The 20,546-nt window shown below is 44.8% G+C and carries 22 protein-coding genes; 10 read left to right on the forward strand and 12 right to left on the reverse strand.

The features are described from left to right. Window positions 1–40: 40 nt before the first annotated feature. From cdd to sbcB, 4 genes are all read right to left on the reverse strand, one after another. Window positions 41–928, reverse strand: coding sequence for a cytidine deaminase (cdd, locus tag GZN30_RS05105; protein ID WP_075650153.1), 888 nt, complete (start codon window positions 926–928; stop codon window positions 41–43). Between the two features lie 196 nt (window positions 929–1,124). Further along, on the reverse strand, window positions 1,125–1,802 hold the full coding sequence (locus GZN30_RS05110; RefSeq protein ID WP_075650151.1) for an LrgB family protein: 678 nt from the start codon (window positions 1,800–1,802) through the stop codon (window positions 1,125–1,127). Beyond that, window positions 1,802–2,167 carry a CidA/LrgA family protein gene (locus GZN30_RS05115; RefSeq protein WP_075650149.1) on the reverse strand — a complete coding sequence of 122 codons (366 nt, stop codon included), beginning with the start codon at window positions 2,165–2,167 and terminating at the stop codon, window positions 1,802–1,804. The genes GZN30_RS05110 and GZN30_RS05115 overlap by 1 nt, the downstream gene beginning before the upstream one ends. 42 nt (window positions 2,168–2,209) lie before the next feature. Beyond that, window positions 2,210–3,634 (reverse strand): exodeoxyribonuclease I, encoded by a 1,425-nt coding sequence (sbcB, locus tag GZN30_RS05120; protein ID WP_075650147.1) that lies wholly within the window; start codon window positions 3,632–3,634, stop codon window positions 2,210–2,212. 218 nt (window positions 3,635–3,852) lie between these two features. On the opposite strand from sbcB, the gene GZN30_RS05125 reads away from it, so the two are divergent. Further along, a complete protein-coding gene (locus tag GZN30_RS05125) occupies window positions 3,853–4,071 on the forward strand; it encodes a DUF6500 family protein (protein ID WP_075650145.1) in 219 nt (72 codons plus the stop codon). A 57-nt stretch (window positions 4,072–4,128) separates the two neighbouring features. On the opposite strand, the gene GZN30_RS05130 is transcribed toward GZN30_RS05125, so the two are convergent. The 4 genes from GZN30_RS05130 to GZN30_RS05145 form a co-directional block, all read right to left on the reverse strand. Beyond that, complete coding sequence (locus GZN30_RS05130) at window positions 4,129–5,292, reverse strand: HD domain-containing phosphohydrolase (protein WP_075650143.1); 1,164 nt, start codon at window positions 5,290–5,292, stop codon at window positions 4,129–4,131. A gap of 312 nt (window positions 5,293–5,604) precedes the next feature. Continuing rightward, window positions 5,605–5,817 carry a transcription antiterminator/RNA stability regulator CspE gene (gene cspE, locus GZN30_RS05135; RefSeq protein WP_075650139.1) on the reverse strand — a complete coding sequence of 71 codons (213 nt, stop codon included), beginning with the start codon at window positions 5,815–5,817 and terminating at the stop codon, window positions 5,605–5,607. Between the two features lie 374 nt (window positions 5,818–6,191). Next, window positions 6,192–7,574 carry an L-cystine transporter gene (locus tag GZN30_RS05140; protein ID WP_075650137.1) on the reverse strand — a complete coding sequence of 461 codons (1,383 nt, stop codon included), beginning with the start codon at window positions 7,572–7,574 and terminating at the stop codon, window positions 6,192–6,194. 196 nt (window positions 7,575–7,770) lie between these two features. Further along, window positions 7,771–8,451 carry an NAD(P)H-binding protein gene (locus GZN30_RS05145; protein WP_075650135.1) on the reverse strand — a complete coding sequence of 227 codons (681 nt, stop codon included), beginning with the start codon at window positions 8,449–8,451 and terminating at the stop codon, window positions 7,771–7,773. A gap of 289 nt (window positions 8,452–8,740) precedes the next feature. Here GZN30_RS05145 and GZN30_RS05150 point away from each other — a divergent pair, with 289 nt between their 5' ends. From GZN30_RS05150 to btuD, 9 genes are all read left to right on the forward strand, one after another. Next, window positions 8,741–9,352 (forward strand): flavin reductase family protein, encoded by a 612-nt coding sequence (locus GZN30_RS05150; protein ID WP_075650133.1) that lies wholly within the window; start codon window positions 8,741–8,743, stop codon window positions 9,350–9,352. A 9-nt stretch (window positions 9,353–9,361) separates the two neighbouring features. Continuing rightward, window positions 9,362–10,390 (forward strand): nicotinate-nucleotide--dimethylbenzimidazole phosphoribosyltransferase, encoded by a 1,029-nt coding sequence (gene cobT, locus GZN30_RS05155; RefSeq protein WP_075650131.1) that lies wholly within the window; start codon window positions 9,362–9,364, stop codon window positions 10,388–10,390. Continuing rightward, entirely contained in the window at window positions 10,390–11,169 is a 780-nt protein-coding gene (locus tag GZN30_RS05160) for an adenosylcobinamide-GDP ribazoletransferase (protein ID WP_075650129.1), read from the forward strand. Before cobT ends, GZN30_RS05160 begins: the two co-directional genes overlap by 1 nt. Next, window positions 11,166–11,693, forward strand: a complete 528-nt coding sequence (gene cobU, locus GZN30_RS05165; RefSeq protein WP_075650127.1) for a bifunctional adenosylcobinamide kinase/adenosylcobinamide-phosphate guanylyltransferase — start codon at window positions 11,166–11,168, stop codon at window positions 11,691–11,693. The genes GZN30_RS05160 and cobU overlap by 4 nt, the downstream gene beginning before the upstream one ends. Before the next feature lie 4 nt (window positions 11,694–11,697). After that, window positions 11,698–12,315: a histidine phosphatase family protein gene (locus GZN30_RS05170; RefSeq protein ID WP_075650125.1), complete on the forward strand. Its 618-nt coding sequence runs from the start codon at window positions 11,698–11,700 to the stop codon at window positions 12,313–12,315. Window positions 12,316–12,335: 20 nt separating this feature from the next. Next, window positions 12,336–14,135, forward strand: a complete 1,800-nt coding sequence (locus GZN30_RS05175) for a M3 family oligoendopeptidase (RefSeq protein ID WP_075650123.1) — start codon at window positions 12,336–12,338, stop codon at window positions 14,133–14,135. Window positions 14,136–14,376: 241 nt separating this feature from the next. Continuing rightward, window positions 14,377–15,405: a succinylglutamate desuccinylase gene (locus GZN30_RS05180; protein WP_075650121.1), complete on the forward strand. Its 1,029-nt coding sequence runs from the start codon at window positions 14,377–14,379 to the stop codon at window positions 15,403–15,405. Between the two features lie 132 nt (window positions 15,406–15,537). Beyond that, on the forward strand, window positions 15,538–16,533 hold the full coding sequence (btuC, locus tag GZN30_RS05185) for a vitamin B12 ABC transporter permease BtuC (protein WP_075650119.1): 996 nt from the start codon (window positions 15,538–15,540) through the stop codon (window positions 16,531–16,533). Beyond that, window positions 16,520–17,275 carry a vitamin B12 ABC transporter ATP-binding protein BtuD gene (btuD, locus tag GZN30_RS05190; protein ID WP_075650117.1) on the forward strand — a complete coding sequence of 252 codons (756 nt, stop codon included), beginning with the start codon at window positions 16,520–16,522 and terminating at the stop codon, window positions 17,273–17,275. Before btuC ends, btuD begins: the two co-directional genes overlap by 14 nt. A gap of 11 nt (window positions 17,276–17,286) precedes the next feature. On the opposite strand, the gene GZN30_RS05195 is transcribed toward btuD, so the two are convergent. The 4 genes from GZN30_RS05195 to GZN30_RS05210 form a co-directional block, all read right to left on the reverse strand. Beyond that, on the reverse strand, window positions 17,287–17,817 hold the full coding sequence (locus GZN30_RS05195; protein WP_075650115.1) for a GNAT family N-acetyltransferase: 531 nt from the start codon (window positions 17,815–17,817) through the stop codon (window positions 17,287–17,289). Between the two features lie 56 nt (window positions 17,818–17,873). Beyond that, entirely contained in the window at window positions 17,874–18,449 is a 576-nt protein-coding gene (locus GZN30_RS05200) for a nucleoside triphosphate pyrophosphohydrolase family protein (protein WP_075650113.1), read from the reverse strand. A 166-nt stretch (window positions 18,450–18,615) separates the two neighbouring features. Beyond that, complete coding sequence (locus tag GZN30_RS05205; protein ID WP_075650111.1) at window positions 18,616–19,188, reverse strand: DUF1415 domain-containing protein; 573 nt, start codon at window positions 19,186–19,188, stop codon at window positions 18,616–18,618. Window positions 19,189–19,236: 48 nt separating this feature from the next. After that, window positions 19,237–20,451 carry an MFS transporter gene (locus tag GZN30_RS05210; RefSeq protein ID WP_075650109.1) on the reverse strand — a complete coding sequence of 405 codons (1,215 nt, stop codon included), beginning with the start codon at window positions 20,449–20,451 and terminating at the stop codon, window positions 19,237–19,239. Between the last annotated feature and the right edge of the window lie 95 nt (window positions 20,452–20,546).

Below are 20,546 nucleotides of genomic sequence, written 5' to 3' on the forward strand. Positions count from 1 at the left end.
TGGCGCCTTTTGCTTATCAGTACAACTCAGTACTAAGGGTTTATACCGCCAAATACACTAGCGGAATATCTGGATTGATCACCTCTAGCGTTGACTGGGTATCAGCCAGATGACTGATGCTACCATCACTCATTTCTACCAGTGCTGCTGACTCAATCTCTGTAAAGCTCTGTCCAGCTAAAAGAATTTGGCAAAGCGCAACTTGCAGTGGTGGTAGGCTAGGGTTGAATGCAGCGTTTTCGGCATAACTACCTTGATATACCGAGCCATTTTTCAGTTTGATTGCTACGCCACTTAAGTTTTTGGTATATGGCGCATGGCTGCGGTTAAGTGCTGCCAGTGCAAGTTTGGCAAGGCTGTCTTGCTCTTCGGCTTGCTTGCCGTGATCAACCAGCGACATCAAACCTGATTCGACGCCAAGATCGGCAGGACCAAATGATTCAGGCAAGTATTGCTGCAACGTCATCTCTGCACGTTCAGGCAGTTGAACAATCAGCTTGTCAGCGGTAGTCAGCTCGTTCATAAATTGACGGCAGTGACCACACGGGCTGAAGTTAATTGTAATATCACTTAAGCCTTGTTCGCCTTTCATCCAAGCATGGCTAATCGCAGATTGCTCGGCATGAACGGTTTGACCTAATTGCGCGCCATTAAGCTCAAGGTTGGCACCAAAGTATAGACGACCTGTTAAACCACGAACGATAGCGCCAACGTAGAAGTTTGAAATAGGCGCGTATGAATAGGCAGCAGCAATAGGGAGCAATGCGACGCGAAGCTTAGCATCTTCCATATCGGAGAGTGCTAATAGCTCATTGTATTGCTCTGGACTAATTGTCGCATCAAAGCTTTCCGCCATCACGATAGGAGAAAGGTAATCAGCTACGTTGGATGGTAGAGTTTGCAATGCTTGCTCGATACGGCTTCTCATAAGAAATCCTTTAGTAATTCTATTTCGATTAGAAAGTGAACTTTCGTTATCTTTGAATTTACATTCTATGTCGATATTGGGAATAAACCGTGACACAGATCATTATACAAAATGCAACGGATTACATTATTACATAGTTAGAGTGAGGTCACACAAGTAGTGTGACCTTATCGTGTCTGATTGGTTGAATTGTAGTCTATGCGCTTAGCCAAAGCGCAAAAGCGAAGAAGCTTGGGGCGATAATGGAAGTGATAACACCACAAAGAACTAAGGCAAGTGAGCTAAATGCCGCGTCTTCACCATTCTTCTCAGCGCAGGTTGCGGTGCCAAGCGCGTGAGATACGGTACCCATGGTCAAGCCTCTGGCAACTGGGTGGGTAATGTTGAGCATGTTGTAGATTGGGTAGGCGAGAATCGCGCCAAACAAGCCAACGAGCAAAACCAAAATCGCCGCAATTGCCGGTTCGCCACCTAAGTTACGCGACACTTCCATTGCGATTGGGGTGGTGACTGACTTACCTAGTAGACTCGCAATCAGTGATAGGTCGGTTTTAAGCGCTACGGCGATAAGGGTACTTGTGAGCATCGACATAATACTCCCCACACCACATGCCAACATGACAATCCGCCAGTTTGCTCGAATTTGAGGTAACTGTTCATAGAGAGGGTATGCCAACGCCACGACTGCAGGTTGCAGAGCAAAACTCAGCCACTCATTGCCCGCATAATAGGTTTCGAAGGGCACTTTGAAGTAAGTGAGGATTGGGATCAGTATTGCAATGCAGATAAGCAGTGGGTTCATTATCGGCGTATTGCATTTTCGGCTAATCCAACGGGCAATAAAAAAGGTGATGATTGTTGCGAGCATCCACATCATTTATTACCTCGCTTCAATAGTCGATCGAGCATGAGACCTAATACAACAAGGACGATAAATGTACCACCGACCGCAGCTGCGAGTATCGGTAACGCGTTGTGGATCAGGGTATCGAAATGATCCATTAAGCCGACACTGATTGGTACAAAGAGCAAAATCATGTAGCGGATAAATAAATTGGCGCTGGGTTGAACCCAATCGCCAGGTACTAAGCCACTTGCCATCAATCCAAACAGGATCAGCATGCCAATGATACTACCCGGAATCGATGTTCCGAGTAGGCTTTGAATGTTAACGCCAGCTAGAAGGCAGAGCAGGATCAACCCCATAGAGACGGCATATTTAAGTATTTTGTTAGCCATTTTGGTGCGCCGTTAGCGAAAAATCACCGAGAAAAGTAGAAATTAAGAGACAAGTTTCTCGACGTACTGGTACACAGATTTTAATAGTGCAATCTTCTTTGTATCACTCTCATGTTCGTGAACTAAGTTTTCAAGATTTATCATGTAGTCGTCTATGCGACTTTGGAAGTAGTCACGAGAGTGGTTCATCCACTTTTGTTGCTCTAGCTCACTCAAAGTCCAAGGGAAGTTACGCGCGCGATATCTAAATAGCAGTGGCTCGATGCGAGGGTCACTGAAACTAATATCGAGATCGGCTAACTGCTCCGCTGGTGTTTGGCGAATAATGTCCATCGCGGCACGGTCCGATGGTGAGAAGAAATTGTCGTAAAGTTGGCTATCAACGTCAGCGCTGTTTTCAAACTCACGGTCAACGCCAAACACGGCAATCAACTTTTCGCGAATTTCTGGATGTTGGCGAAGTCGTTGTAAATTTTCCAAGCATTGTTCACGGTTAATGCCGATCTTCTCTGCATTCTCCGCAGTCAATGTTTTTGCCGGAGCGAGGATAGGGCACTTATTAATGTGCACCAATTTTACCGGGACTGGCAACTCATCTTCGGCTAAATCGCTATGTTTGGTGTAAAGACGTTCGCGCAGCGTGTCAGCATCGAGGTCGAGGATGGCTTGCGGGTCTTTTGCAAGATCAACGGTGATTACCGCATTTTGGTTGGTTGGATGCCAAGCAACAGGCACAATCCAGCTGGTGTAATGACACTCTTTACCCAACATGCCTGATACATGCATCAGCGGGGTCATATTGACGATATCGATCAGCTCATTGAGCTTGCGTTTATGGCGCATACTGAGGAAGTAATCGAACAGTTTTGGTTGCGCCGCTTTGACTTTTTTCGCCATTTCGATGGTGGCAATTACGTCAGCCATCGCATCATGGGCATTACTGTGTTCAATGCCGTTTGCAACAGAGAGGTGTTCGAGTTTAAAGCTGATAAAACCTTCTTCATTTTCTGGCCATTCAACGCCATCGGGGCGAAGTGCATGGCAGGCGCGCATCACATCTAATAGATCCCAGCGTGAATTACCGTTTTGCCAACTCCAGGCATAAGGATCGATAAAGTTACGGTAGCAAGTGTAGCGCGTTACTTCATCATCAAAACGAATACTGTTGTAGCCAAGGCTAGTGGTATTTGGCGTGGCGAGTTGCTGATGAATTTGGGCGATAAATTCGGGCTCTGGTAGACCTTTACTCGCCGCTAATTGAGGCGTAATACCAGTAATGAGCGCCGCTTCTGGAGAAGGCAAATAGTCCGATGGTGGTTGGCAATAGATAACAAGAGGCTCACCAATGATATTGAAATCCATATCCGTGCGAACGCCTGCAAATTGGCTCGGACGATCTTTAGCGGGACTGGTTCCCCACGTTTCGTAGTCGAAGAAGAAAAACGTAGGTTGGTGCTCTTGTTGCATTGTATTTTCCAAACACATATTAACTATCTCACTATTAGACCACTGAGGCGCTTGCTAAGCAATCGAGTGATGCGTCAAACGCTGATTTTTCAAGCCTTTTACTATCGGTTAAGAGACAGCATGAAAATCAAATTTAGGCAAAGGATTGAAATTAAAATTAATCACTGTATATTTGTACAGTCCAATGATGATTTTCATTGAAATAGGGAGGTTTAGTCATGAGAGAGTCGCTAAGAAACAAAGTCATTCAGGTTTGCCAAAAGAAAATAACGCAGAAAGGCGACAACGTTGGTGTGTCATTTTATGCATTTTTTGCCAACAAAAATGACGATCCAGAATTACTGATAGAGGCGGCGACGTGGTGGATCCAAACTCATCAACTCGACCACTTTGAAAAGGCAGTTAAAATTGTTGCCATGGTTGAATCCGGTCAATAATGGTTCTTCTCGATTTAGCAAAGTATAGGTCGCGATTGTAACGATTAACGGTGACAGTTAAACGACAGATTCTCCCTCTAAGTGATGTGTTTCACTTGGATCGTCTGCAAACCTTTGGCGGATAATCATCATTTCATTTAGGTTCGCGAGCAGTACATCAACGCAAAGAGGGTCAAACAATGAACCGGATTTCTGCTTGACGAAAGCAACCACCTCTTCCAGCGGCCAAGGCTCTTTATAGGGACGTCTCGTCAACAACGCATCAAATACATCCGCGAGGGTAACAATTCGTGCTTCCAGAGGGATATGTACCCCCGATAGACCATCAGGGTGCCCTGTACCATCGTAAGCTTCGTGGTGGTGGCGGATGATGTTTTTCAGGAATGTCACATCTTCTGAAGGGATGTTGGTGAGATCTGCCATATTGACCACATTAGTAATAATTTCTTCACCGTAAATGGTGTGTTGGTTCATTATGGCGCGTTCTTCTTTGGTAAATACCTCAGTACTGAAAAGGATGTGATCAGGAATACGGTATTTGCCAATGTCATGAAATGGCGCAAAGCACTTGATTCGATGGATAAACTCAGTGGTTATCTCGGGTTTGTGCCTGGCTAGCAGTCTCGCCAAAGCCTCACTGTAACGTCCGATTCGCACCAAGTGTTGTGCAGTTTCTGGGTCTCGCTCGTGCCCTATTTTAAGTGCGATGGTGAGCAACTTATTAAAGTGACTTTGACGTTCAAACACCAAAATCTGCAAAGTAGCAATCAACTGAGAAACATAGAAAAAATCTTTTTTGACGGCTGTATCTTGGAAAAGGTAAGGGGTTTTAGAGTTAAAAAAGATAATACCAATCACTTTGCTATTGTGAATGACAGGATAGGCGAGGCTACTGACGTAGCCTGAGCTTTTTAACATCTGTACATGTCGGGTCTCGGGTAGTGCTCGAATATCATCGATAATGCGATAGCAAGATTGGGAAATAATTTGCTCAATGCTTGACCCTTGGCGAATGACGACTTCTTCAAACTCAATCGACTTCTCGCGCTGTGATATGTCTTCAGTGTGGTAAGTGGACAACTTGTTGCCGTCAATTGAGATCAGCGATATACGACCTAAGCAAGGGTATGACGCTCTCACATATTCGAAGATATCATTGGTAAGAGATGTAAATTTCTTATTTTTTCGTGCGATTAGGTCTAATTTGTGAAAGTCCAGCATCCGTGGCTCCGCAGCGGTGAGTACTTGGCGCAACGTAAAGTCTTTTAGCCGATGCTTCGGTTAATCATTAAGTAGCGACTTAGTACTATTCCATTACTTATTTTAAGGTTATTTCTAGTACTTTAGTTTTGTTAAATTAAATGATCAACAATGTTGTAATTGATGATTTTAAAAATGTTATGCAGGCACGTTATTTGGAGCGAAATCAAAGTTACGCAGCAGAAAAGATGAGAGATTGTGAGGTGATAGACATAAAAAAAGCGACCAGAGGTCGCTTTTTAGAATCACTTGTCAAAAGACAAGTAATCGAAATTATAGAGCTACAACGTTAGCAGCTTGTGGGCCTTTTTGACCTTGTTCTACTTCGAAGCTAACTTTTTGGCCTTCAGTAAGAGTTTTGAAGCCTTCAGAAACGATTGAACGGAAGTGTACGAATACGTCCGCGCCGCCGTTGTCTTGAGAAATAAAACCAAAACCTTTAGTTTCGTTGAACCATTTTACTGAACCAGTCATTTTGTTAGACATGATAGATACCTATATTTAAATTTGTAATGTATTAAAGCTGATGACAAAAGCTATTGTATTGATTTTCTAGAGAAGCAATCGCAGGAGCTAAACGATAGGTATCGAAAGATGACTGAGAGAACACTTTACTTAAATCTTTATTAATAGCTCGTATCTTTAAGAGCCGCGAGTACTATACACGTACTTGGGCGAATAACAAAAGTTATTTTGGATTTTCTTCAATTTATCGTGCTGGAGCATCATATTGAGGAGAAAATCATGCTTAGTTGTTGAATTTTTGAATAAAACAAGCTAGCAAGCTGAGTGATTCTTGAACAACAGAGCGGTTTTATTTATTGCATGAATAAAGCCAGCGGTGCTGGCTTTGTCTCTAACTAGCTTGTGGCTTGTGTATCGACGGTTTGATTTGAGTCTTCGCAACTTGCTTTTAGAAGGCGGCTAGTCAAAGTGCCAGCCGTCATCGCCCCTGATACATTGAGAGCGGTTCGCGCCATATCTATCAGCGGTTCGATAGAGATAAGCAATGCGGCTATGGTGACAGGTAATCCCATCGCCGGGAGAACAATCAGTGCAGCAAAGGTTGCACCACCGCCTACGCCCGCAATGCCAAATGAGCTAATGGTGATGATAGCGACTAACGAAACGATAAAGTGCACATCCAATGGGTTGATGCCCACTGTAGGCGCGACCATTACCGCAAGCATCGCAGGGTAAATACCCGCACAACCATTTTGTCCGATTGTCGCGCCAAACGAGGCAGATAAGTTGGCTATCGCTGGTGGGACATCTAGCTTGGTAATTTGCGTCTCTACATTCAAAGGAATCGTCGCCGCTGAGCTACGAGAGGAGAATGCAAAGGTCAACACGGGCCAAATTTTGCTGAAGTAGGCTTTTGGACTCACCCCGACGAGTGATACCAAGAGTGCGTGAACCAAGAACATGAGAGCAATCGCAACATAAGACGCGACAATGAAGCCTAATAGTTTAAGGATGTCACTGCCATTTGAGGTCGCAATCACTTTAGTCATCAATGCGGCAATGCCGTAAGGCGTCAATGCCATGATCATTTTAACCAGTCGCATCACAATCGCTTGAGCACTTTCAACAAAAGTACGAATGGGCGTTTCAAGCTCAGTTTTTTCTGCCATCACTTTACGAGCCGCAATACCAACAAGTACTGCAAAAATAACCACAGCGATAATTGACGTCGAACGCGTTCCTGTCAGATCGGCAAAAGGATTGGTTGGAATAAAGTTGATCAACATCTGAGGGATATTCAGCTCGCCAACGGTTTGCGCTCGAGATTGCAGTTCAGTAATGCGCGCAGACTCACGCACACCTTCTGTTAAACCTTCGGCAGAGAGCGAGAAGGTTGAGGTAACCAAAATGCCGACTAATGCTGCGATTGCAGTGGTTAGCATCAATACAGCGATGGTGATCGAAGAGATTTTTCCTAATGAACCACCATTTTCCAATTTAACCACGGCAGCGATCATCGACACTAACACCAGCGGCATGATGATCATTTTTAGCAAGTTGACATAGCCTTGCCCAATAATATTTGTCCATTGCAACGTTTGCTGCGTCACCGAACTTGTCTCGCCGAAGAGGAACTGGAGCGCTAAACCAAATAAGCTACCAAGTACTAATCCAAGCAATACTTGACGAGAAAGTGGTCCTTGTTGGCTTTGATAACGATATAAGAAAAATAGTACGCCGCTAAAGATTGCTAGCGCAGCAAAAACTGCAATAGACATAGTCGAAACCCTTTAGTAATTCTAATTTGAACTAGATTGCAGAAAAGTTTGACTCAACTCACAATCTGGTTGGGTTTGCGAAATTAATGATTTGTCATGATGAATTGAAATAAGAAAACAGTATTTATTATTACTTTTAGTTCTTAAGTTTAAATCGCGTATAAAAAGCCCGCATACCTAGGGGTATTTGTCAGCATTATTGGTATTTCTTAATCAATGAGCGCATATCAACACTGTCGAGAATTTTTAGTGGGCGAGGTGTCGATTCAAATGAACTATACAACATACTTCTTGCCACAAGCTCTGCGGGGATAGGAATATAGCGGGCTAAGGCGCCAACCATTAGTGGACGAAGGAACTTAAATACCCATTGCACCACGGCTTCATCGGTACGCGGTTCATCGCGTAAACCTACCAATGGACCTGGTCTAACGAAGGTGACACTGGCAAAACCCATCTTCTCTATCGCTTGCTCCATTTTGCCTTTGCAGCGCAAGTAATGTGAGGGAGAGCGAGGTTGAGCCCCAATGCTGGATACGACACAGAGGTGCTGTACGCCGAGCAATTTCATCGTTTTGGCGAGCTCGCACACCAGATGATAGTCGATGTCTTCTAATGCTTTTTTAGAACCAGCTTGTTTACGCGTGGTACCTAAACAGATATAGCCTTTATCAGCAGCGGGTTTTGACTCGTCCCAGTCAACAATTCTTAGTTGCGGATCTTGGATTGTCTCTAGTTTGGTGTGGCTATAAGGCAGTGGTGAACGAGTAAGCGCATAGATATGCTCAATCGCACGCTCCTCAAGCAACAATTTCATCAGCTCGTTACCAACCAATCCGGTGGCTCCAGCAATCATTACGATTTGTTGTTTAAGCATGATAACCCCTTGCGTATTCGACTAATCAAAGCTTCGACTATTTCGTTGTTAAGATCTATTTATTCGATCACAAATATTTTGCTGCTATTGGTCGAAATTTTAAATGCCCAATTGTCTATTTATCTAATGAAAGTTTTGAAGTGCGAAGTGTAACAGTAAAAGCCAGTGTATCTATGCGGGTACTTTTGATAACTTATTGCTTTTCAAGAAATATTCTAAAGCAACTAAGTGCACATAGTGTGACATAACTAAGCGTGACTACACTAGGTTAGCTAAAACAAGGATGTCTATGAATATCGATATGAGTACGCTTTCGTCAACCCAGGCGTATCATTTAATGACACAGACTCTCGTGCCGAGACCGATTGCTTGGGTGCTGACAGAGTCTGGTAGTGGCAATTACAACTTAGCGCCATTTTCGTATTTCACGGCAGTTTCAAGCACGCCGCCATTATTGATGTTTTCAGCTGGCAACAAACCAACGGGTGAGCCGAAAGACACGGTCCGTAATGCAATTGAGACAGGTAAAATGGTGATTCATATTGCAGGTGCTGAACTGGCTGAGAAAGTGACACAGACAGCGGCAACCTTGCCACATGGAGAGTCTGAGGTTGAAGCCGCACAACTTAGCGTTACTCCGTTCCACGCATTTGAATTGCCTCGCTTACAAGATTGCCAGATTGCATTTGCTTGTCGGTTATATGAAGTGAAACCGATAGGGGATGCGCCACAGCATTTGGTATTTGCTGAAATTGAGCAAATTTACATCGATTCACAAGTGACTCAGTCCCAAGAAGAGAGATTACAGTTGGATACTTTGGCTGTTAATCCATTGTGCCGCCTAGGTGGCACTCAATACGCCGTTTTAGATAAAACATTTTCCGTAGCACGACCAAAGTAAGCACTATACATGTTAGATACAACTCATTCAGAAGCGATCTGGAATCGCATCAACAATAAGACTAAACCGCTTGGCTCACTAGGCAAATTAGAGCATGTGGCACATAAACTCGCTTTAATTCATAGTCAGAATAAGAGTGACCCTGTCACTAATGTTTGGATAAACAAGCCAACCGTGCTGGTTTTCGCCGGTGATCACGGTATTGCTCGTGAAGGCGTGAGTATTGCGCCGCAGGAAGTGACGCAACAAATGGTGGAGAATTTTCTAGCCAGTGGCGCGGCGGTAAATTGCTTTTGCCGCGTAAATAATGTTGAGCTTCGTGTGATTGATACCGGTATCTTAAAACCAGTGGTAAGCCAGTCAAAACATTTGATTCAACAGCGTTTAGGTGAGTCGACGGAGAATTTTGCATACGGTCCTGCGATGACTCATGAGCAAGTCGATAAAGGTTTAGAGTACGGCGAAAAGATCGTTAAACAATCAATAGATTCAGGCTCTAACTTACTGATGTTTGGCGAGATGGGGATTGGCAACACCAGCAGCGCATCGGCTATTTTATCTGCGCTATCAAAGCGTAGCGTGGAAAAATGTGTTGGTTTAGGTACAGGGATAAATGCACAACAACTGACCAAAAAGCGTCAATTGGTGCAAAGAGGTGTAAATCGTTGCCGAGGACAAAATGCTAAAGAAGTATTGCGTCAAGTGGGTGGTTTTGAAATCACGCAAATGGTAGGTGCGTTTATTGCCGCAGCCAAATACAATACGCCGGTGATAGTTGACGGTTTTATTGCAACTTCAGCCGCTTACGTGGCGGCGAAAATTGAACCGAGCTGTCGAGAGTACATGATCTTTGCTCATCAATCGCATGAGTCAGGTCATAAGTTTATGTTACAAGAGTTAGCGGCTACACCGTTGTTCGATCTATCACTACGATTAGGTGAGGGGACGGGCGCGGTTTTGGCGGTGCCGTTAATTCAAGCTGCTGTCGAGTTTTACAATAATATGGCAAGTTTTGAAGATGCAGGAGTAGATATGTAATGCGTAAAGCTTTGCACTATCAACTCGAACTGTTTTGGCTAGCGTTGGGTTTTTTCTCACGTCTGCCTATTCCTTCCCGTACTCCTTATAGTGAAGAACGCATGAATCAAGCTGGACGATATTTTGGCTTGGTTGGTGTGGTGCTCGGGCTTATTTGTGCGGCACTGTTTTATGTTTTTAATGCGATTTTTCCCGATTCCGTTGCCGTTATCCTTACCATGGGGTTCAGTTTAATGTTGACTGGCGCTTTCCATGAAGATGGTTTGACCGATATGGCGGATGGCATTGGTGGTGGTATGACGCTTGAGCGTCGGCTCACCATCATGAAAGATAGCCGCATTGGCACTTATGGGGCAGCAACTCTGATAATGGCTCTATTGAGTAAATATGTGCTGTTAACGGAATTGACGTCATTAACCAGCATGTTGCCAGTGTTCGTGGTGGCTTATACCTTAAGTCGCGCGGTTGCCGCATCACTGATCTACGATATGCCTTATGTTAGCGATCCTGATAGCAGTAAAAGTAAGCCGTTGGCGAATCAACAAAGTCAGGTTGATCTTGCTGTGCTGATCGCCACGGGAGTATGCGTAAGCCTGATTTTACCTCTCGGTTTAGCGGCGATTTTGCTTGGCTCAGCATGGTTGTTCCGTGTTTTGTTTAAAGCATGGTTAATCAAACGTATTGGTGGTTTTACCGGAGACTGTTTAGGTGCCGCACAACAGTTGTTTGAGTTAACCAGTTACCTAATAATTTTGGCTTGGATGATGCATTCGTTATGACTATTCACCTAGTATTGGGCGGTGCTCGCTCTGGCAAGTCGAGTTTTGCTGAGTCTGAAGTGCTGGCAAGCGATAAGCAGTATCGTCACTACATAGCCACAGCAACAATCACCGATGATGAGATGCAACGCCGCATTGATCATCACCAGGCTCGTCGAGATAGTGACTGGTGTTTGCATGAAATCCCGTTAGAAATTGCCGCGCATTTAGGTTCGTTTTCTGACAACGATGTGGTCTTGGTTGATTGCTTGACCTTATGGATGAGCAACGTGATTTTTGAGCATGGTGAGACGGCAAGTGAAGCGGCGATCAACCAAAGAGTAGCTAAACTTATTAAGGCATTAAAGTGTTGCCGTGCCGATGTGGTGCTGGTCTCCAATGAAGTGGGTTTAGGTGTTGTTCCTATGGGTGAGGTTTCCCGCTTATTTGTCGACCATGCAGGGTGGATGAACCAAGCCATTGCAAAAGTATCCGATAGGGTGACGTTTATCGCTGCAGGCTTACCTTTGACGATGAAGGGCTAACGGCATGCGAACAGTAAATTTTTATCTACTGCGCCATGGTAAAGTTGAGGGTGCACCCGCTCTTTATGGACACACAGATGTGTTGGTTGATAGCGATAAACAACAAGCCATTTGTCAGGCGCTACTTGAATTGCCATTAGCGATAAAAAAAGTGGTGTCTTCCCCCCTAAAACGCTGTTCTGATTTGGCAAATCTGCTAAACCAAACACAACCTCAGTGTCAATTAGTGGTGGATGATGCCTTCAAAGAGATCAATTTTGGTCGTTTTGATGGTGTCCCATTTGAAGATATTGACCAGGATTGGTCGCAGTTGGAGCAGTTTTGGCAAAATCCAGCCTTAAGTCCACTACCTGAAGCTGAGCCGCTGGAAGATTTTTATCTTAGGGTGAGCCAAGGCTGGCAAAAACTGCTCAACAACAGTGAACACGATACCTTACTGATATGCCATGGTGGTACAATTCGTATGATATTGGCACATACGTTAGGTTTGGATTGGACCAATGCTAAGCTATTTTCTACGCTGCACATTGGCAATCAATCGCTAACTCATATCCGCATTACCGTTGCGGATCAATTGTACCCGCAAGTGTGCTCGATCGGCGCACCGCTAACTACCAGTTAAAACTTGCTTAAGGAATGGCTATGACGGCACCGAGTTGGAATCTTTCGATTGCTTATCAATCTCTTTCTGATGAGAAAATTAATCAAGATATTGATTTAATTAAGCAGTGTATTCTTGTACTGCAGCAACACGTCGAACGCCGCGAGTTGGTGAACGTGATGCAAAACGCGATTCAAACCAAAGAGGCGGCTGGCAAGTTACTGGAAACCATAGATACCTTTGCCCATTGCTACGCTTCTCAAGATGCACGAAATAGCGACGCAAACGCTTTGACGGGCAAACTTGCTAAACTCAACTCTGAATTGACCCAAGCCTATACACCTTATCAAGACTACTTAGCTAGCGCGCCAATCGACGTTATCAAACAAGTTTTGGCGCACGAAAGCGGTGACGTTTATGGGCAGGCTTTTCTTATCGCGTGTGATCGCAGAGTGGCAGCGACGAAATTAAGCGTAAGAGAAGAGCAATTACTTGCCGCTATGCAAGTGGATGGTCGTGATGCTTGGGGACGCTTGTACGACAGCATTACTGGTTCGATCCAGATTGAGATGGCGGATAATGAGACAATCGGCTTTTCGCAGGCGGCAAGTTTGCTGTATGGGACAGAATTCGAGCAACAAGAAACGGCTTGGCGTGGTATTCAAAAAGCGATGGCGCAGCACAAAGAGAGCTTTGCCGCCATTATCAATGCTTTAGCCGGTTGGCGTCACACGGAATATCAGAAGCGTTCGTATCACAAGCCGGTACACTTTCTTGATGCAAGTTTGCATGGGAGCCGAATCCAACTCGCCACCTTAGAGGCGATGATTGAGACCACTAAACGTAATCGAGCTGTGGGGCAAAAAGCGGGCAACTTGATGGCGCAAGTTCATGGTCTTGGTTCGATGAAACCGTGGAATCATATGGCAGGAATGCCGAGTTTAGATAATGACCAACCAAGCCAATACTACCGTTTTGATGAAGCGGTAGAAGTTATCAAAGCGGCTTTTGCACAAGTTGATCAGGAGATGGCTGACTTTGTCGATATGATGGTCGAAAATGGTTGGATTGATGCCGAGCCAACGCCAAATCGACGTTTAGGGGCATATTGCACTAAGTTTGCAGCAACTCGTACGCCGCTTGTCTTTATGACTTGGGGTGGAAGTCGCTCTGACATGCTGACTTTAGCTCATGAACTTGGTCATGCGTTCCACAATTGGGTAATGCGTGATATGCCATTATGTCAGACTCGATACCCAATGACTTTGGCGGAAACCGCATCCATATTTGCCGAGAACGTGGTGAGAGACTATCTGCTTTCTGTTGCTGAATCTGATGAAGATAAATTGGAGATGCTGTGGGAGGAGTTATCTTCAGCTTACGCGCTGATGATTAACATTCCGGTTCGTTTTGAGTTTGAACAAGCTCTTTACCAGCGTCGCCAAGAAGGTGAGCTGGATGCAGAACAACTTTGCCAGTTGATGAGCGATACATGGAAAGAGTGGTATGGCAGTTCGATGGACGAACCTGACCCCTATTTTTGGGCGAGTAAGCTCCATTTCTCAATCTCGGAAATCAGTTTTTACAATTATCCTTACTTATTCGGTTATCTGTTTAGTATCGGTGTGTATGCTCAGCGTGAGGCGAAAGGTGAGCAGTTCTATCGCGATTATGTTGAGTTATTGCGCGATACTGGCTCAATGGTGGCGGAAGATGTGGTGGAAAGGCATCTGGGTATGGACTTATCGAAAGCAGAGTTTTGGCAGCAAAGCATTGATTTAGTGAATGATAAAGTTTCCCAATTTGAGGCGTTAATCGCGCAAAGAGGGCAATCTAGCTAGTCAATTCGTGTTAGATCAAAAAACAAACGATAGATCTTATGTTAATATCGCATCGCCGAGCTTTCTCGGTAGAAATTGTACAGCTTTCTCTTTCTTTCCTACGAATACCAAGAGGTTACGTAGTGTGACAAGGTTTGACTTTTCGATGAAGCACGTAACTACTGCTTGTAAGTGCGATCACTACAACAAAAATTGTCAGAACATTTCATTAACATACCGCTGTGCAATAAAGGAGTAGCGCATGACGAAAAAATTATTTCGCCAATCTTTTCTTTTGGACAGCTTAGATCTTACTCAAGAGATGCTTGAGGGAGAGGTGTTTGTCGCCTCTGGTACCCGATTGAAACTGCATCAGCGAGGCGTGTTGGAAGTGATTCCAGCCGCGTTAGACGACGATAGCAAGCATATTGTGATTTCGTGTGGTATCCATGGTGACGAGACGGCACCGATGGAGTTAATGGATAAGATTCTTGCGGATATTGAAACGGGCTTTCAGCCGATTAAAGAGCGTTTATTGTTGATTGTTGCTCATCCTGAAGCGACCAATGCGCATACACGTTTCATTGAAGCCAATTTGAATCGTTTGTTTGATGCTAAAGCTCACGAGCCTTCAAAAGAACTCGCTATTGCTGACATGCTAAAAGAGCGTGTAACGAAGTTTTTTGCTGGCACACAGGAATCACAACGTTGGCACTTTGACCTTCATAGTGCGATTCGCGATTCGCGTTTTTATACTTTCGCGGTGAGCCCGAAAACGCGTCATCCTGTGAGAAGTAAAGCCTTGATGGATTTTGTGCAGAGTGCCCATATGGAAGCGATCTTGTTTTCCAATGCGCCATCCAGCACCTTCAGTTGGTATACCGGTGAAACATTTAGCGCCCAAGCGTTGACGATTGAATTAGGTCGCGTGGCTAAGTTTGGTGACAACGACCACAGCAAGTTGGTCGCGTTTGATCTCGCACTGCGAGATTTGATTGCCAATAGTGAATCAGAGCATCTACCAAGAAAGCCTTTGATGTACCGCGTAAGCCGTACCATCGTTCGTATCCACGAAGACTTTGATTTCTTGTTCGATGACGACATTGCCAACTTTACTTCGTTTAAGCACGGTGAGGTGTTTGGTCATGATGGCGACAAGCCATTAATGGCGAAAAATGAAGGAGAGGCGATCGTTTTCCCAAATCGAAATGTGGAGATTGGGCAGCGCGCTGCGTTGATGATTTGTCCGGTGCAAGTGCGCTACGAAGATGGGCAAATCGTATACGACTGATCGTAAATACCAGTAAAAATTCTTTCTATTTAAATGGCTTAACGGTATCGTTAGGCCATTATTTTTATCTATACCTCAACATCTGACGTAGTATTAGGTATAGACGAACAACTGACACATAGTTAACGCTTTATGGAATTTTCCCAACTGATTGCCCGCAAACATCTGCGCTGGCGACGCACGATAACATGGATGGTGGCAAGCCTACTGATCGTCAGCACGGTCTATTTGATGGTTGGTGAGGTATTTATTACTCCATTTAGCGAACTCACTCCTTTACACGAACAGCTTGTTACACAGTTACGTCTGCCGCGTTTGTTAGCGGCAATCGCAATTGGTGCTTCGCTCGCCGTATCTGGCGCGGTATTACAGGTCTTGCTGGGTAACGTATTGGCAGAGCCCGGAGTGTTAGGTATCTCGGGTGGGGCAAGTGTCATGATGGTTATTTTACTGTTTTTCTTCCCTATGTTAGCAACACCGATTGGCTTTATGATTGCTGCGGTGGTGGGCGCTATGCTATTTACGTTACTCATCGTAACCATGACTCGAGTGCTGCGCTTAACCACGACACGCTTGCTGTTGGTTGGCGTCGCGTTAGGTATCCTCGCTAGCTCTGTGGTGACCTGGGCTTTCTACTTTAGTGATGATATGAGTTTGCGTATTTTGATGTACTGGCTGATGGGCAGTATTGGGGGCGCGAGTTGGTATCAACATGTTTTGACTCTTATCACTCTGCCAGTGATGATCTGGCTCTGTTGCCAAGGATCTATTCTCGACAAACTGATGATGGGTGAAACCCATGCCAAACAGTTAGGTCTGGATGTGGAAGCGATTCGTTGGAAGCTTATTCTAGCTGTGTCGGTATTAGTTGGCGGCGCGGTGGCGCTCGGTGGGGTGATCAGTTTTGTTGGTTTGGTTGTGCCGCATTTACTCCGCTTAGCATTAGGCAGTGAGAACCGATATTTAATTCCGATTTCTGCGTTAGCAGGTGCCACGTTACTTGTTTTTGCCGATATCGTTGCCAGAACAGCGTTGGATGCGGCTGAATTGCCACTGGGTGTGGTTACGACCACAATTGGTGCGCCAATCTTTGTTTGGATGTTGGTAAAAAACCATGATGCACGTTAAAGCACTCAGTGTTGGAGAAAGGCTGCTCCCGCTCTCTTTTGATGCAGAGCCCGGTGAAATTATTCATGTCATTGGTCCCAACGGCAGTGGGAAAAGCACCTTGTTGTCGGCAGTTTCTGGACTGCTTGAGCATAAAGGACAAGTTGAATTAGATGAGGTGATCCTCAGTGAAACGCCACTTGCACAGCAAGCCGCTTATCGAGCTTTTTTATCTCAATCTGATCGCCCTGCATTTAACCTAGAAGTCGCGCATTACTTGGCTTTGTCGATTCCTGCCAATGCCAAGCATGAAACCTCAAAAATAGAACAGGTCGTCTCTGAGCTTGCCGACCTTTTGCAAATTGATGACAAGCTGCATCGAAGTATTCATCAATTATCCGGTGGTGAGTGGCAGCGTGTGCGGTTATGTGCGATTTGTTTGCAAATCTGGCCATCGCTAAATCCTTATGCACAGCTACTGATATTAGATGAGCCAGCAGCTCCTCTTGATATTGGTCAGGAAGCGTTGTTGTATCAGTTAATTGAAAAGGTTGCTTCGATGGGGCTAACAGTGTTGATGTCGAACCACGATCTCAATCGTACCCTTAAGCATGCTAAGAAAGCGATTCTGCTCGACAAAGGTGTTATGCAAGCCTTCGGTGAGGTTTCACAAGTATTGACTCCAGCGCAACTTGGCGAGGTATTTAATACCCAAGTAGAACGAGTGGATGTTAACGGTAAATCGATTTTACTGTTTGATTAACTAAGAATAAGTTAACCACAATTTTGTTTACCGAAGCTGAGAGACTTAAGTTCAAGTCGATACTCGATGCAGTTGAGCATTGTCCCTTGCACTTGGGTGAAGTTGGCTAAATCACGTATGGCGACAAACCCAATTTTTGTCAGTACTTTTTGAGACGCGATATTTTGCCGGGAAGCGATAGCAATCAGTCGTTGAACATGATTGTCACGTGCTAGCGGCAACATTTTTTGCACGGCTAACTGTGCGATCCCTTGACCAATGTATTGCTCACCCAAACGATAACCGAGAAATGCCTTACCTCGATGAATATTGTGGAGGTTTATGCGCCCAATAATGTTTTGCCTATTGTCGACGATAAGCATGGGTAAAGCCTTGCCTAAGGTATGGTCCATTAGCAGTTCAGCAATGTGGGTCTGCACACCTAATTCACAATAGAAATCGCTCGCCCTTGCTTGGATATGTTGCTCAAACCAGTGTTGATTATCTCGTTCAAATTTGAGCAGTTGCTGGGTATGTTGCAGGCTGAGCGGAATGAGCTGCATGCCAAGATCCTTATGGCAAAAAAAGACCGCCAGTAGGCGGTCTTAGAATAATGAAATTAGCGAGTGAGTGGCGCTAGATCGGCAGGGCGGTAGTAAACAGATTTTAGTACTTTACCTTGGCGAATTGTTTTTGCTTCAGAGACGAAGTCTTCCGCACATTTCGCGATGATGTAGTCGCCTTTTTGTACCGCCATTAGCTTGATACCTTGCTCAGCGTAGTGCGCTTCAGTGTCTGCGTACTCTTTTTCGCTGCGGCATACTTTGCTCATGTTGCTTGAGTGCACTTCATCCCAGCAAGGAATAAAATCAATACCACGGTTAACTGCAACGTTAAGCAATAGGTCGATTAGGTAGCTGATTGCTAGGTTGTCTTCTACTTTGTCGTGACCTAGGTGCACTAGACGCCCCATCAAAACGTACACGCTGTCGACAATCGCATCAGCTTGTTCGGTTTTGTTGTCTGCTTCCGCAAGCTCAGTTAGTTCTTCGATAGCTAGAGAAGTGTGTAACGTGTCCGCTTTATCATCTAGGCTTTCAGGTGAAGCAACTGGAAGATCAAAAGTGCTACGGAATTCGTTAATATCACGGTAAAGGTGATCGAAGATTTCTTGAGTCAGTTTTGATAGGTACATGCGATTTTTCCGCTAAATATAAATTTCGCGCAATACTAACAAAGCAGAGCTCGGCTCGCTACGCATTGGCACGAATTAGTTAACTGTTCGAGTAAGAAATCACACATCCTTTTGGGATGTGTGCAGATTTAATACAGCTTGACGTTGCTTAGCAAATTACGGCGCGTTACTTGCCAAATAGGTAAGGGAATAACTGTAAGCGTTCTTGTGGCGTTAATGATTCAACTCGCGCAATATTGGTCTCAGGAATCGCTTCAGGATTCGGGTAGTGTTTTAGCACTTTTTCCATGCTTTCTTCACGGATTAAGTGAAATACTGGATAGGGCGCACGGTTAGTTAAGTTGGATGCATCTTCCGGCTCACTGTCAGCAAAGCAGTAGTCTGGATGAAATGTCGCAACTTGATAGATACCATCCCAACCTTGTTGCTGAATAATACCTTCTACCCAGTCGATAAACATATTGTAATCCCAAAAATCATCGAGCATATACGGCGCGACAACTAGCGTCGTTTCAAGCTCTTTGACTGGGGTATGATCAAGATGAAGCAGTTGGCTAAAGATATCTTCTAGCAGAGCTTCATCATCGGTTGCTTGGCTAACAAAAATCTCAATCTGTTTATTTCGTTGTGGCTTTGCAGCAAAAGGACACAAGTTAAGCCCGATAACAACATCATTCAGCCATTGATTCACTTGCTGTTTGATTTCTGGTACTTGTGGAGTTGAGCGTGGACAATTCATAGAGCTTCCCAAATGAACAACAAAAAGCTGTTTATTGATACGATAGTTTTATTTTTTATTGTCAATAATAACAGAATTCGTGGTGAGAAGTTTGTCTTTTGCTTCTAGGCGCGCGCACAATACAAAAATCGCAAGGTATAACATACTGCCACCCATGATCACCGCTTGCCAACCTCCGTGCTGCCAGCAATAAATTAGGAAGAAGCCACCAATACTACCACCAATATAATAGTGTACGAGGTAGAGGGCGGTTGCTGTGGCTTTGGCGCGTTTGGCTTTTTGACTCACCCAGCCATAGGCTAGCGTGTGAGTGAAGAACGCCCCAAAGCTAATCAACAATAAGCCTAATGTCATCCATAACAGATGATCGAAGTAGGCGACCAACATACCGACTAGGCTGATTGCCGTGCCAAGCATCATGCCAGAAATTGCGTTGTGTTTATTGGTCCACGCTGAGGTTAAGGTCGAACTGAGTGTTCCGGCTAAATAGCAGAGAAATATTAGTGAAGCCAACCCTATCGGTAGGCTATGCGGTGCTGATACTAAACGGAAACCCATCACCGAGTAGAGGTTAACGAATAAGGCAAAGTTTAAGCAGCCAATCAGCATAGCAAGCCAAATGGTGCGGTTTTTGAGGTGTGAAATAATCGCGCGATTATGGTAGCGGAGCAGTCCTTTTTGCGGTTTAAAATGTTGTTGTGCTGGGAGCAACCACGCCACGAGTAATACGCCAATAATGGTAAACACTACCATAGCGAGAACCGCTTGTTGCCAGCCTAGGGTGTCAGTTAGGGTGCCTCCCACGATTCGACCACAAATCCCACCGAGAGAGTTCGCGGCGATATAAGTGCCAATCGCTTGGCTAAACGCCTTTGCGCTTAATTCTTCGACCATGTAAGCCACCGCCACCGAAGCAAAGGCAGCAAGCGCAATACCCATCAGAGCGCGCAGAATGACCAGCATCAATAGCGATTCGCTAAGTAACATTAGCGCCCCAATCACGGGCATAGCGAATAAGCCGGTTAGCATTATCGCTCGTCGCCCCACTGTTTCTGAACTGATTGCCCATGGTAATAAAGAGAAAGACAACGCCAGCGTCGAAGCGGCAAAAATCCAGTTAACTTGGGTTTCTGATACTGAGAAGTAGTCCGCCATAAATGGCAGCATTGGCTGAAAAAGATAAAGATTACAGAATACTAAGAATGAACCTAAAGCTAAGCTTAAGGTTACGCGCTTGTATTGAGATGTGCCAAGTTCAATCATGGTTTACGCATGCAAAGATAACAGATGTGATCAAGTTATCAGTGAAAGCTGGATTAATAAAATATATTAAAAATATCATCCTAATATATTCTGTA

This window comes from Vibrio ponticus, assembly GCF_009938225.1.
GTDB lineage: Bacteria > Pseudomonadota > Gammaproteobacteria > Enterobacterales > Vibrionaceae > Vibrio > Vibrio ponticus.